The sequence below is a fragment of the Wolbachia endosymbiont (group A) of Sympetrum striolatum genome (assembly GCF_947250715.1).
In the GTDB taxonomy this organism is placed as follows: domain Bacteria; phylum Pseudomonadota; class Alphaproteobacteria; order Rickettsiales; family Anaplasmataceae; genus Wolbachia.
In genome coordinates, this window is record NZ_OX366342.1 from 42,751 (window position 1) to 55,943 (window position 13,193).

The window sequence follows — 13,193 nt, forward strand, 5'->3', positions numbered from 1 at the left end:
ATTAATTTTACATGTTATGAGAGGTATTTGCAAGCCTGAATTTATATTGCCGAATTTTATATATCTTTAATCTTAAAAAATAAATCATAAAGCATATTACACGCCGCATTCACATGCTCATCCTCAATGATAAGTGGTGGGGTTATCCTTACTACTTTGTTGTTTGAAACCCTAGTTATTATTAAACCTTTATCAAGAGATCGACTAATAACTTTATCAGCTACAGGAGTTGCTAGTTCTATTCCCATTAGTAACCCTTCTCCACGAACTTCTGAAATCATCTCAGGAAATTCTTTAGCTAAAGGCAACAGCTTTTCTTTTAAATATTTACTAATTCTCTTAACATGATCAAAAAAGCCTTCTTTTAGCATTATATCGAGCACTGCATTACCAACAGTCATGGCAAGTGGATTGCCACCATAGGTTGATCCATGAGTTCCTGGAGTGATTGCTTCTGCTATGTAATCTTTTACTAAACATGCAGCTAGAGGAAAACCGTTACCCATAGCTTTTGCACAGGTTAGCATATCAGGTTCAATGCCGACATTTTGATAATAAAATAAAGAACCGATGCGTCCATATCCGCATTGCACTTCATCAAAGCACAAAATTATCCCTTGAGCTTTTGTTATTTTCCTTACTTTTTGAAGATATTCTACGTCTAGTGGATATACTCCGCCTTCGCTTTGTATGGGCTCTAAAAACACAGCAGCTGTTTCATTGCTGATTTTTTTCTCCAAAGCTTTAATGTCATTTCTTGGCACTTTATCAAAACCAGAAAGAAGCGGAGCAAAACCTTCGCGTGATTTTTCACTGTTTCCAGCAGAAATTGCAGCAATACTGCGGCCATGAAACCCTCCTTCAATTGTAACAATACGATTACGTTTTGCTTGCCTTTTTGAATAAAAGTAACGACGAATAAACTTAATTGCAGCTTCTGTTGCTTCAAGCCCACTTGAGCAGAAAAAAACTTTATCTGCAAAAGTAAGGGTTGTTAAACGGTCAGCAAGCCTTTCTTGCTCGGGAATAGTGAAAATGTTAGAGCAGTGCCATAGTGAGCTCAATTGCTCTTTCAGTTTGTCTGTAATGTATGGATGACAATGCCCTAAAGAAGTTGTAGAAATACCTGCAGCAAAATCTAAATATTTTTTACCATCTTTGTCAAAAAGATATGCCCCTTCTCCCCTAACTATAGGAGTGTCAAGTCTATTGTACGCATTAACAACATGATCCATTTTATAAGTATTGTGGTATTATCTGTATTATACCTGAAATGAATCCATTAACACAAAGCTTTTCCTTTAACCTCTTATGCTACCTCAACTAAAAATTTGGCTAATGCAAACCTTTTTTGTCATTCTATAGCTAAAGTGACTTAGTTTTACCAACACTTATTAGCATTGTAAAAGTTTTTGTTTCTATTGAATGACAGTTGTAGCCTATGCAAGAAGTCTATTGACTTTGAGCGCACTTTAGCCTATACAATTTTAATATCTTAAACTACTGGACATGCCCGATCTAAAGACAATGATGTTAAATTTTGGCCCTCAGCACCCAGCTGCACATGGAGTGTTGCGCCTTGTTTTAGAGATGGACGGCGAAGTGGTTGAGAGAGCTGATCCTCATATTGGGCTTTTGCACCGCGGTACTGAAAAATTAATAGAACATAAAACGTACCTTCAAGCTTTGCCTTATTTTGATCGCCTTGATTATGTATCACCAATGTCACAAGAGCATGCATATTCACTGTGTGTGGAGAAATTGTTGCAATGCGAAATTCCAATTAGGGCAAAGTATTTACGTGTCTTGTTTTGTGAACTGACGAGAATACTAAATCATTTACTGAACGTCTCTTCTCAAGCACTTGATGTTGGAGCAATGACTCCCCTTTTATGGCTCTTTGAAGAAAGAGAAAAAATACTGGAATTTTACGAAAGAGCTTCAGGTGCAAGGTTTCACGCAGCTTACATCAGGCCAGGTGGAATTGCAGCAGATGTTCCAGAAGGTTTGATTGAGGATATTGCAAAGTTTATAGAGCAATTTCCAAAGTATATAGACGATGTTGATGAACTTTTAACAGAAAATAGAATATGGAAGCAACGCACTGTAGGAATTAGTGAAATATCAGTAGCGCAAGCACTTGATTGGGGCTTTAGTGGCCCAATGTTGCGCGCTGCTGGGCTTGCTTGGGATTTGCGAAAAAGCCAGCCATATGAGATATATGATCAACTAGATTTTGATATACCGATCGGCCAAAATGGCGACTGTTATGACCGTTATCTAGTTAGAATGGCAGAGATCAGGCAGTCTGTTAGCTTAGTGAAGCAGTGTATAGAGAAAATGCCTGAAGGGCCAGTAAAAACTGAAGATAGAAAAATTTCTCCACCGCCAAGAGCGGAGATGAAAAAATCTATGGAAGCTCTCATCCACCATTTTAAACTTTATTCGGAAGGGTATCATGTACCAAAAGGTGAGGCTTACACAGCTGTTGAGGCACCAAAAGGCGAGTTTGGAGTGTATATAGTTTCAGATGGTACCAATAGACCTTACAGATGCCGAATAAGAGCACCTGGCTTTGCACATTTACAAGCCTTAGATTTTATGGCAAAAGGACACATGCTTGCCGACGTTGCAGCAATTATTGGCTCACTCGATATAGTTTTTGGTGAGATTGATAGGTAATTATTGTAAAATAGCAACTCAACTAATGGTCAATACATCTTCTATTAAAAATTGTACAAATTCATTGCCATTCCAGTAATTCATAGAGATTTTACCCAAAATAGCTTTAACATTACCCTGCATGATAGCAGAGCCAAGATGAGTATTTGCAGAACGAAATGCAATAGCTCTTACCATAATATTATCATCAGCAATAAAACATTTTATATGGTCAACTCCTATAACTTCAGGCTTTCTTATCTTTGCTCCTTGGATAATAAACCTTGGTTCAGGATTCCCAACTCCAAATGGTCCCAAGCGTTGCAATTGATTCCATAAAGATAAATTTATTGCTTTAGCAGTTACTATACTATCAGCTTTTAAAGTTTTCTCATTTATAGAGTTTGAAAATCTTTCAGTAAAAAAATCATGCAAATCATTTATTTTGTCTTCTTTAATTGAAAATCCTGCCGCCATACTATGGCCACCACCTTCAATAATTAAATTTGTAAACTTTGCGGAAAGGACTGCAGCACCGATATCAACTCCCAAAATTGATCTACAGCTTGCTTTTCCTATTCCATTGTTTAAAGACATCACTATTGTTGGTAAGTGAAACTGCTCCTTTAGCCTCGATGCAATTATACCGATTATTCCCTGGTGCCAGTTGCCGCTTACCATTATAAAATTTACACCTAATTGGGCAAATTTTTCCGCTTGTGCTGTAGCTTCCAAGAGAGCCTCATTTTCTAACACTTTCCTTGCATTATTCAAATCTATTAATTTTAGCGCGATTGAATGTGCCTCTTCATCATCATCGGTGGAAAGCAACCTTGCACCGAGCGATGCTTCTCCAATTCTTCCTCCAGCATTTATGCATGGCCCAATACTAAACCCTAATCGTGAAACACTTGGTTTTTCAAGGATCCCCAAAGCATCAAATAAAACACGCAAGCCAACGTTTTTTCTTGCTGACATAACTTTTAATCCTTGTGAGACAAATGCTCTATTGAGGCCTGTAATCTGCATAACATCGCAAACAGTTCCAAGGGCAACTAAATCCAGCAGATCAAATAAATCTGGTTCTTTTTTGTTGGTAAAAAATCCTTGCTCACGTAGGCTTTTATTAAGAGCAATAATCAGCAGAAATGACACTCCAACTGCTGCAAGGTTAGTATAAGGAGAGCTTTCATCAAGGCGGTTTGGGTTAACAACTGCTACGGCGCTTGGTAACTTTTCCGTACCAAGATGATGATCGACAACTATAATATCAAGACCAAAGACCTTTGCATCTTCTATTGGTTGATATGCAAGCGTACCGCAATCAACGGAAATACATAAATCGATCCCGTTTTTTTTAAGTTGTAATAAAGCATCTGTGTTTAATCCATAGCCCTCATCAACACGATCTGGAATGTAGATTATAGAGTGTATATCGATTGCTCTCAGGTACCTGTTAATCAATGCTGACGACGTTGCACCATCAACATCATAGTCACCAAATATTGCAATGTTTTCATTATTTTTTATTGCCCGTATTATACGAGAAACAGCTTTATCCATATCAAGAAGGTGAAAGGGATCTGGTAATAGCGATCTGATTAGTGGATATAAGAAGTCGCTCGCATTTTCTATGTTAACACCACGAGTAACCAATATTCTTGCTAGTACTTCTGGCAACTCAAATCTCTGTATAAGAGTTAAGATTTCCCTTTGATCTGCTTCTTGCAACTTCCACAATGCATTTGTTATGCTGCGCTTTTCAATTTCAAGTAGCATATTCTTTGTAAATAAAACTACTTTACCAGAACTTTTAAACTTGTTCTATAATTGTATTAGATGCACAGTTCCAGAGTGTGATGGTATGATAAAATGTGAGAAAAAAATATCATCAAAGGGAGGAATTATGGGACAAGTATTACATGGGTGCGCCAGAACAACAGAGACAATTCGTAGAGCAATACAAAATAGTAAAGAGAGCATAGCAAAACTCTCCAAGTGTTATAACCTTAAACCAAAAACTATTATTAAGTGGAGAAAACGCTCATTTACCAAAGATGCTGGTATGGGTCCAAAGCATCCAAGATCAACTGTTTTAACTTTAGAAGAGGAGGCTATAATTGTTGCATTTCGTAAGCATACTCTATTGCCATTAGATGACTGTCTCTACGCTTTGCAAACCTCAATCCCACATTTGAGTCGCTCCAGCTTACATCGTTGTTTACAAAGGCACAACATTAGCAGACTACCAGATGTCGATGGTGAAGTTAAATCAAGAAAGAAATTCAAACAATATCCTATAGGCTATTTCCATATTGATATCGCGGAAGTTAGAACAGAAGAAGGAAAGCTGTATTTGTTTGTTGCAATAGATCAAATTCACCTACGTTGAGTTGCACAAAAGTGCTACAAAACCCATAGCTGCTGAGTTTTTAGGTAATCTGATTAGAATTTTACCGTATAAAATCCACACTATTTTGACAGATAATGGCATACAATTTACAAATCAGAAGCGCCATAAATACGCCTTCCAACACATATTTGATAGAGTTTGTGAAGAAAATAACATTGAACATCGTCTGACAAAAGTTAGCCATTCTTGGACAAATGGACAAGTTGAACGTATGAATAAAACTTTAAAGAATGCTACAGTTAGGAAATATTACTATCGTTCGCATCAGCAACTTAAGGAGCATCTTTATGACTTTGTTATGGCCTACAATTATGCAAAGAGACTCAAAGCTCTTAGGGGTCTTACGCCTTTTGAATTTATATGTTCTCAGTTGACAAAGTCTCCTGAATTATTTATAATAGACCCACACCATCACACTCTGGAACCATACATCTTATACTCTACCTTAATTCTAGTTTCCGGACAACCTCTATCTCTACAAAAACTATATTTTTCTTCAGAAGAGAGTTATATTGTAACTATGGACAAAATAATCATAAAAAAATTTGGTGGGACTTCGCTAACTGATTTAAACCGAGTTGCAAATTTGATAAAAAACGATATTGAGAAAGGTTGTAATGTAATCGTTGTTGTATCTGCTGTTGCAGGATTTACTGACCAAATGGCTTTTCAGGCTAGGCAAATCTCAAATTTAAGTTGCAGACAAGAGTTATCAGAGTATGACGTTATGCTTTCAGCAGGAGAACAAATTTCTTGCGGTCTATTAGCTATCACTCTCCAATCGATCGGAGTTAATGCTAAATCGTGGCTTGCCTGGCAGTTACCGATTGTAACTGATGATTTTTATTCTGAGTCTAAAATAAAAACAATAAAGATTGACCGTGTGAAAAGATCTTTTGCTGAGGGTTATACTGCTGCGATCATCGCTGGTTTTCAGGGTATAAATGATGATAGAATCACTACTTTTGGAAGAGGAGGCTCTGATATATCAGCAGTTGCCTTCACGGTAGCCTTTGGTGTTAGAACTTGCGAAATTTTTACTGATATTGATGGAATATATACAGCAGACCCGAGAATTGTTCCAAAGGCACGCAAGCTCAAATTTATCTCTTACGATGAAATGTTGGAAATGTCGTCATCTGGTGCTAAAATACTGCATAATCGTTCAGTACAACTTGCAATGAAGCATAACATTAAAGTGCAAGTGCTATCCACTTTTAAAGAAGTAGAAGGCACCACAGTACTACACAAAAGGGATGTACTAGAGAGATACTTAATTACTGGAATAGCTTATAGCACTAATGAAGCTCTTGTAACTTTCACTAACCTTGCAAATAACTTGCGTACTTTAAGAGATATAGTAGGGGCAAACGTTAAAATTGATATGATACATGGGTCAAGTTTTGTTATCTCCAAATTTGATATTGATTTAATGGAAAAGTTACTGAATAAGAATGAAAATTATGCTATAAACGATAATGTAGCTAAAATTTCAATAATTGGTATTGGTGTTATGTCTAACACTGAAGTGATGCACCGCACACTCAAGGTTTTAAGCGAAAAAAAGATAGAAATACTTGCTATCACAACATCCGAAATCAAAATCAGTATAATTGTTCAAAAAGAATACGTTGTAGCTTTGGTCAAAGATTTACATACTGAGTATGAGCTTGATATGCAACACTAGGATAGGCTCGACGTCCACAACTGTACGAACATTGCAATTTGGGCCTACCAAGGAGGGTGTCATTCTCCTGTCATCCAAGTAGCTGACACTGGTTCCTTTATGACGGTGTCATCCCAGTGCCCAGACACTGGGATGGCTTTGTTGCATCACACTTTATGAGATGGTGATTTATGGTAAATTCATGTAACTATCTCAAATTTAGCCATACCAATATCAGTGAATTTATTAAGCAAATAGCATTTGCTTAGCAGTTCTTTTTCTCGATTTATCTCAGATTTATTCCTAAAACTAAATCCGAATATTTGCTTTAATCTTGAGAAAAACCCTTCAATATAAGATCTTTTCCCATAATTTACTTCTTTTTTCCATTCTTTCATGCCATCTTCACCGTATAATTTTATTAACCTAATAGCAGCATTCCTGTCAGACATATAATCTATTTCTGGATGTTCTGCCGCATTGTTTATTGGTGGAATTTTTGTCTTTATATCATATTCGTTACACAACTTATAAAACTTGTGCCTATCACATGCTCTATCTGCATATAGTGCTTTTATGGCATGCTGAAAATCAACTTCTTTTAGCAAATCACAAGCTCCATAGTGATCAGAGTAGACACCTTTACTGTATTTTACAGCTATGGCTTTTTTGTTGTTTATATTCAACATTACGTGCAATTTTCTCGTTTGCTCATAGCCACGATATTTTCTGTCAGTGCTATTTTCCTTGCTGTGTGTTGTTGTATATACTAATTCCTGTACTGTCTATAGCAATTTCGATATCTTCCATATTATTTTTATCAATTCTGCAATCATTTATCTTAATATTAAGTTTCTTTTGATGCTTGTGAATAGCTGATAACTGCCAAATCTCTTCCTATTTGTTGCAAATACCCTTTTATAAACCCGACTGTTTGTCTTAAACCAATTCTAAAGAAACTGACGATTATATGCACCAAAATCACAACTTTATCACTATAAATATAGTTGCCGCCCTGCATTTTTGGACAATTCTCGTACCAATTTTCTATGGCGTCATTGATATAACAAAAAATGCTTCCTCTTTCTTGGAGAAATTTGTTATATTCATGGCAGTTACTGACTCTCATTTTTTGTGGCATATTTTTTCTTCAACAGTTAAATGGCTATTTATAATGAATTTTGTCAGTAACTGCCAGTTCTTTTCACTTGAGCGATGCAACAAAGCCACCCCAGTGTCAGCTACTCGGATGACATCATAGGGGCGCTGGGATGACACCCTGACAATCGTCATCCCGCTACTTGTTAGCGGCTAAGAGATACCGCGGCGGTATGATGTAGGGGTTGCCGAGAACTTGTCATTCCAGTGCTTGACACTGGAATCTAGTTCTTATTGTACATTTACTTGGTGTAGAGTTAAGTTTCCTGGATCCCAGTGTCTGGGCACTGGGATGACACCATTCTTTTTTCTGGATTCCAGACTGGAATGACACCGTCTTGGATGGAAACCAGTGTCAGCTACTTTCATGACACCATCATAAGGTGAAACTGGATCCCAGTATCTGGGCACTGGAATGACAGGAGATACCGTCTTGTTAGTCAACAAAAAAATTATAAAATTTCCCAAGTTGCATCATAAAATCAAAAAATACTTCCAATTGTGTAACAGTACACAGATTATAGTTAGTGGATATGTTGATAAGTAAATTAGTTTTATACGCACAAAACAGATGAAGTTTACTTATCAACATATCCACTAACCAACAACATTCAATAAATTTGTGTAAGATACCACTTTACATAAGATAGATAGGAAGCATTTTTGATTTTAAAGTACTAAACCTTCAGTCAACCTCCTAGCCCTGTAGTTTTTGATATGGTTAGGATCAAAAGCACTTTTGGATGTCAGAATACCGAAAATGATATGGAGTAGCTTACGCATTGCAGCACCAACGATGGCCATATTATGCTTACCCTTTTCCTTTAATCTTTGGCAAAAGCTCATAATGATAGGATTGTGATTCTTAGCTACTATGGCAGGAAAGAAAAGTGCCTTACGTAATGTTTGTGAACCGGATTTACTTAATCTGGGTTTGGCATATACAGAGGAACCTGACGTCATATTTCGTGGTATAACTCCTGTATATGCTGCCAATTGCCTGGCATCTCTAAAAACCTCTATATCAGAAACTTCAGCTAAAATAGCTATTGCTGATTCTTCTCCTATGCCTGGAATAGTCAATAGAAGTTGAAAATTTTCCAACAATTCTTTGTGTTGATTTAATAGTTCACGTACGGAGTTTTTTATTGTTTCTATTTTTTGAGCTATATTCATTGCAAGGTCTTCCCAAGCATTTGCAACTTCTTTAGGCAGTCTCTCTTTTTTTTCTAAGTGGTTATTTACTAATGTTAACTCATCTTTTAACGCAACTGAGCAACGATAAAGATGTTTTAATTTTTTCATTTCAGGAGAAGGTGGTGTCCAACTAGAAGGTTCCTGTCTTTGGCAATAATCAGCAATAACTTCTGCATCGGTCTGATCATTCTTTTGTCGTATCAGCTTACTCCTTGCATAAGATTTTATGCAATAAGGATTTACAACACTTACAAAATGTCCAGCATTGTGTAGAAATTCAGCCAGTGCTTCGCTATAACAACCATTAGATTCCATGCAGGTTTTTACTTTTTCTACATTATGTTTGTGTAGAAAATTCAGTAGACTTTGAAACCATCGTTCTTAAAGCTTCTTTTTCTAGTTTCACGCTTTCCTTTTTTGCTTATAAATGAGAGAAAAACATCAAAGCGATCTTTTGATATATCTATGCCCAAAAAGTTGTTGATCATATATAACCCCATACGTTACCATTAAAAATGAAAAGTAAGGCTAGTCTTGTGAATACAGAATTAGAACCATTCAGGTCTTTCTACGATACCGTCCAGCCTATACTTTTGAGAAGGGAATTCTTATCTCCTCTACAGATTTTATATCTAAGAAGAAGCACAGAGTTCCTCCCTTCTCCACCTAATGCTTAAGCTTAAAACATTAGATGCTTTTGACAAGATACAAGTAGAAGATATCCTTATTGCCTGCGTTGATGGGCTGAAAAGCTTTCCTGCAGCTATAAACAGTGTCTTTCCTAATGCGGAAGTGCAGATGTGTATAGTGCATCAGATACGCAACTCACTGAAGTATGTGGCCAGTAAAGATGCGAAGAGTTTTTTGAGCGATTTAAAGAAGGTATATCAAGCTTCAAGCAAGGAAATTGCCGAGAATTATCTGTTGGAATTGGATGAAAAATGGGGCACAAAGTACCCTATGGTTATAAAATCTTGGCAGAATAATTGGGAAAACTTGTCTGGTTATTTTAAGTATTCTGGTCCAGTTAGGAGGATAATCTACACCACCAATCCCATAGAGGGGCTACATAGGCAAATTAGGAAATTCACTAAGACCAAAGGCTCATTTACCAGCATAAATGCCTTGTATAAGCAGGTATATTGTGCTATAAAGAAGGCAGAGGAAAAGTGGACGATGCCTGTACATGATTGGGCATTAACTATCTCTCAACTTGATGTTTTCTTTCCTGGCAGATTGAAAATTGAGTTGAACTAAAAATGCGGTTTGACACAGTTTATTTAACACTCCCTTCACGTATCGAGAGTTTTTTCCTTAGGCTCAAAAAAACATTTGGTTTTAGTTTTAAGAATAAATCTGAGGTAAATCGCTCTCAAGAGGTGCTTTTAAAATGCTATTTGATTAACAACTTTACTGATATAGGTATGCCTATTTTCGAATTTGCCTCGTAAATTCCTTCCATTAATCCTTCTCATTCCTAGCAATGCAACAAAGCCAGCAGTATCTGTGTTTTTAACACTTTGAGCATCAATTATACAGAAACTGTTTCCGACCATTGTTGATACGGATCTCTCTAACTAATTTTTTTTAAAACTAATTCCAATAAACTTGGTTCTTCTCCATTCTTTTTATTCCACATTTGAAAATAGTAATATACGCTTTCCCACCTTGGAAAATCTTTTGCTCCACTGGCAACCACTTTTTAGGACGTATAACACTGTACGAAATACATCATACAAATCAAGTTTTCTTGGTCTCGTTTTCTTCCTGCCACTCTCTAGTATTGGTCTGATTTTTTCAAATTGCTCTCGACTTATATCACTTGGATAATTTTTACGCATAGATATACCTCATTCTTAATCTACGCCTATTTTACCTCATCTCTCCGAGATTTTAAACAGGTTCTTACATTTTATCATACCATCACACTCTGGGACCATACATCTAACATAACTTTGGTTTAAATCTACGATTTTATACAAATTTAGAAAAATTATCATTGTATACTACAAAAAAATTAGTATACTTACAGTATATAGTTGTTGTGAGGTCTATCATATATAAAAGGTATTTTAAATTTATTTTTTTATGTTTAGCAATTGCTGCCTTTGCTATCTTGATTTCTTATCTTGTGTTGTATTTATCTTTCGGTAGCGGTATCTCTTTAGTACCTATCGTTCTGGAGTCTTTTGTAAAAACATCCACAGTATTGTTCACTGTGTTTTCTTTTGTATCTTTACTTCTTGTTTTTGGCTTAATTATGGCACAAGCGAAACCCAAACAACCAGAAAAGGGAAGTGAAACATTTGATGATATTATATTAGAAGAAGGAGTTGAAAAAGTGCTGAAGCAAATTTCCAATGATATAAAGGATATGGCAATTGATCCAGCACCAGGATATATTTTCTATGGACCACCAGGGAATGGTAAAACCTTCGCTGCCCGTATAATTGCAAATGAGTCTGGTGTTTCATTTTTCAATTATTCTGCATCTGATATTATCAGTAATGTTCCTTCTATGACTGCAGTAAACCTGCGTAAGATTTTTGAAGATGCGAGGAAGCACTCTCCTTGTATAGTTTTTATAGATGAAATAGATGGTCTTCTTACTAGCAAAGGCATTTTTGGTGCGTTGACTGGTAGATCGGCTGAGGAAGCTGAATTATTGTATCAAATGGATGGCTTTAATTCCAATAAGCGTGTGATAGTAATTGGTGCAACTAACAATCCAGGAGTTTTTAAAGGAGCATTGTCTATACCTGGTCGTTTCTCTGAAAAAATTCGATTTTCTCCACCAGAAACTCCTCAGTTATAGAAGAAGATATTGGAAAGTCATATGAAGAAAGAGGATTTATCATTTGAAGGAGTAGATGTTGATAAAATTTTAGGAAAAACTCAAGGTTTTTCAGGGGCAGGACTGAAAGATCTGGTACGTGCTACACATGCTGGTTCCATACGTCGTGGCAGTGGCAAGAGCATTACAACTGCTGATTTTATAACAAGAATTGCAGAAATCAAATCCAATGATGATGGCTTTAACAAAGAATGTGATCCACTGTTGTCTGACCCAATGTCTCAATTTACGGGAATTTTTTCTCAGTTCAGCAAAGTGGCAGAATCAGGTGGTAAGGTGATCTAAAAAGATAATCATAGAGAAAACATTAGGTAACATGGTAAATCTTTTAGAACTTTGCAGAGATTTACAGCAAAAATAGAAAGGTTGGAAGCAAGGGTAGAGGAGCTAGAAGCAAGAAAATAAGGCTTTAAAGATAGAGAACGCTGAGTTAAAGGAAAGGCTTAGTTTAAACTCGAAAAATTCATCTCTACCAAGCTCAAAACAATTATACAAAAAGGAAAAGCGAAAGAAAGATTGGTGGTCAAGTTGGGCATAAAGGTAATTATCGCGCTAAAATGGAAGCAGATGAGGTGATAAAGATAGAGTTGTCATCTGCTTGCGAATGCGGAGAGAATATAGTAATATGCGAAAAACCTTATATCCATCAGAAAGTAGATCTTCCGGAGATCAAGGCTTATGTAATGGAATATCATACCAAGTCTCATTAATAATAAGACAAATTAAAAATAGCCCTTTTGCCTGTAATTGCGGAGTTTAAGCAAATTTATAATATGTCCTATTTGTCTTCCCAATAACGAAGTTTGGTATCAGATGGAACATGGCCGTTGTCGAAAATGTGGAAAAAGAAAAAGCAGCAAATTATCAGAAGGTGTTACGTCAAATACATTTGGTCGAAAAGTTAAATCGATAATTGCAGCGTTCAGCGGATTTTATAAAAACTCAAAGCGCGAAGTAGCTATAGCTAACCCAAGAAAGGTTTACCTAAACACTAAAAGACAAAATCAATAGCAGAATTAATATCTGGCCAAAAGTTTGGCAGAGCTTTTCTTATGGAGCGTTTAATAGGGAACCAAAATTTCTCAATTGGATTCAAATCAGGCGAATATGGTGGCAAAAATAAGATTTTACACTTCCCACTTTCTATTAATTTCCTTGTTTTTTTTGGACTTATGAAAACTTGCGTTGTCAAGAATTACTAAACCCCCTGCGAAACAAGTGGAAGCGGGTTGTCCGATAAAATC

The 13,193-nt window shown here is 36.3% G+C and carries 8 protein-coding genes and 8 pseudogenes; 8 read left to right on the top strand and 8 right to left on the bottom strand.

The window, feature by feature from the left end; genetic code table 11:
* Positions 1–56: 56 nt before the first annotated feature.
* Entirely contained in the window at positions 57–1,235 is a 1,179-nt protein-coding gene (locus OOK87_RS00230) for an aspartate aminotransferase family protein (RefSeq protein WP_253309373.1), read from the bottom strand.
* 274 nt (positions 1,236–1,509) lie between these two features.
* Between OOK87_RS00230 and OOK87_RS00235 the strand changes: the two genes are divergently transcribed.
* Positions 1,510–2,682, top strand: coding sequence for an NADH-quinone oxidoreductase subunit D (locus OOK87_RS00235; protein ID WP_253309374.1), 1,173 nt, complete (start codon positions 1,510–1,512; stop codon positions 2,680–2,682).
* A gap of 18 nt (positions 2,683–2,700) precedes the next feature.
* Here OOK87_RS00235 and recJ read toward each other — a convergent pair whose 3' ends face one another.
* On the bottom strand, positions 2,701–4,440 hold the full coding sequence (recJ, locus tag OOK87_RS00240) for a single-stranded-DNA-specific exonuclease RecJ (RefSeq protein WP_264687720.1): 1,740 nt from the start codon (positions 4,438–4,440) through the stop codon (positions 2,701–2,703).
* A 127-nt stretch (positions 4,441–4,567) separates the two neighbouring features.
* Between recJ and OOK87_RS00245 the strand changes: the two are divergent.
* A pseudogene (locus OOK87_RS00245) lies at positions 4,568–5,504 on the top strand (IS481 family transposase); the annotation flags it as partial.
* A gap of 90 nt (positions 5,505–5,594) precedes the next feature.
* Positions 5,595–6,761, top strand: coding sequence for an aspartate kinase (locus tag OOK87_RS00250; RefSeq protein WP_253309957.1), 1,167 nt, complete (start codon positions 5,595–5,597; stop codon positions 6,759–6,761).
* A gap of 179 nt (positions 6,762–6,940) precedes the next feature.
* Here OOK87_RS00250 and OOK87_RS07485 read toward each other — a convergent pair.
* From OOK87_RS07485 to OOK87_RS00275, 4 genes and pseudogenes are all read right to left on the bottom strand, one after another.
* Positions 6,941–7,881, bottom strand: a pseudogene (locus OOK87_RS07485) (IS5 family transposase).
* Positions 7,866–8,033, bottom strand: a complete 168-nt coding sequence (locus OOK87_RS00265) for a hypothetical protein (RefSeq protein WP_264687722.1) — start codon at positions 8,031–8,033, stop codon at positions 7,866–7,868. The pseudogene OOK87_RS07485 and the gene OOK87_RS00265 overlap by 16 nt, the downstream one beginning before the upstream one ends.
* Before the next feature lie 96 nt (positions 8,034–8,129).
* Positions 8,130–8,345 (bottom strand): hypothetical protein, encoded by a 216-nt coding sequence (locus tag OOK87_RS00270; protein ID WP_264687723.1) that lies wholly within the window; start codon positions 8,343–8,345, stop codon positions 8,130–8,132.
* A gap of 222 nt (positions 8,346–8,567) precedes the next feature.
* Positions 8,568–9,583: pseudogene (locus tag OOK87_RS00275) on the bottom strand (IS110 family RNA-guided transposase).
* Positions 9,584–9,806: 223 nt separating this feature from the next.
* On the opposite strand from OOK87_RS00275, the pseudogene OOK87_RS00280 reads away from it, so the two are divergent.
* Positions 9,807–10,352 (top strand): annotated as a pseudogene (locus OOK87_RS00280) (IS256-like element ISWpi15 family transposase); the annotation flags it as partial.
* A 35-nt stretch (positions 10,353–10,387) separates the two neighbouring features.
* A pseudogene (locus tag OOK87_RS07490) lies at positions 10,388–10,546 on the top strand (IS5 family transposase); the annotation flags it as partial.
* A gap of 45 nt (positions 10,547–10,591) precedes the next feature.
* Here OOK87_RS07490 and OOK87_RS00285 read toward each other — a convergent pair.
* Positions 10,592–10,936: pseudogene (locus OOK87_RS00285) on the bottom strand (transposase); the annotation flags it as partial.
* Between the two features lie 419 nt (positions 10,937–11,355).
* Here OOK87_RS00285 and OOK87_RS00290 point away from each other — a divergent pair.
* The 3 genes and pseudogenes from OOK87_RS00290 to OOK87_RS07375 form a co-directional block, all read left to right on the top strand.
* Entirely contained in the window at positions 11,356–11,910 is a 555-nt protein-coding gene (locus OOK87_RS00290; RefSeq protein ID WP_264687724.1) for an AAA family ATPase, read from the top strand.
* A 21-nt stretch (positions 11,911–11,931) separates the two neighbouring features.
* Positions 11,932–12,234 carry a hypothetical protein gene (locus tag OOK87_RS00295; protein WP_264687725.1) on the top strand — a complete coding sequence of 101 codons (303 nt, stop codon included), beginning with the start codon at positions 11,932–11,934 and terminating at the stop codon, positions 12,232–12,234.
* Between the two features lie 31 nt (positions 12,235–12,265).
* A pseudogene (locus OOK87_RS07375) lies at positions 12,266–12,909 on the top strand (hypothetical protein); the annotation flags it as partial.
* Positions 12,910–12,940: 31 nt separating this feature from the next.
* Here OOK87_RS07375 and OOK87_RS00310 read toward each other — a convergent pair.
* A pseudogene (locus OOK87_RS00310) lies at positions 12,941–13,157 on the bottom strand (transposase); the annotation flags it as partial.
* Positions 13,158–13,193: the final 36 nt, after the last annotated feature.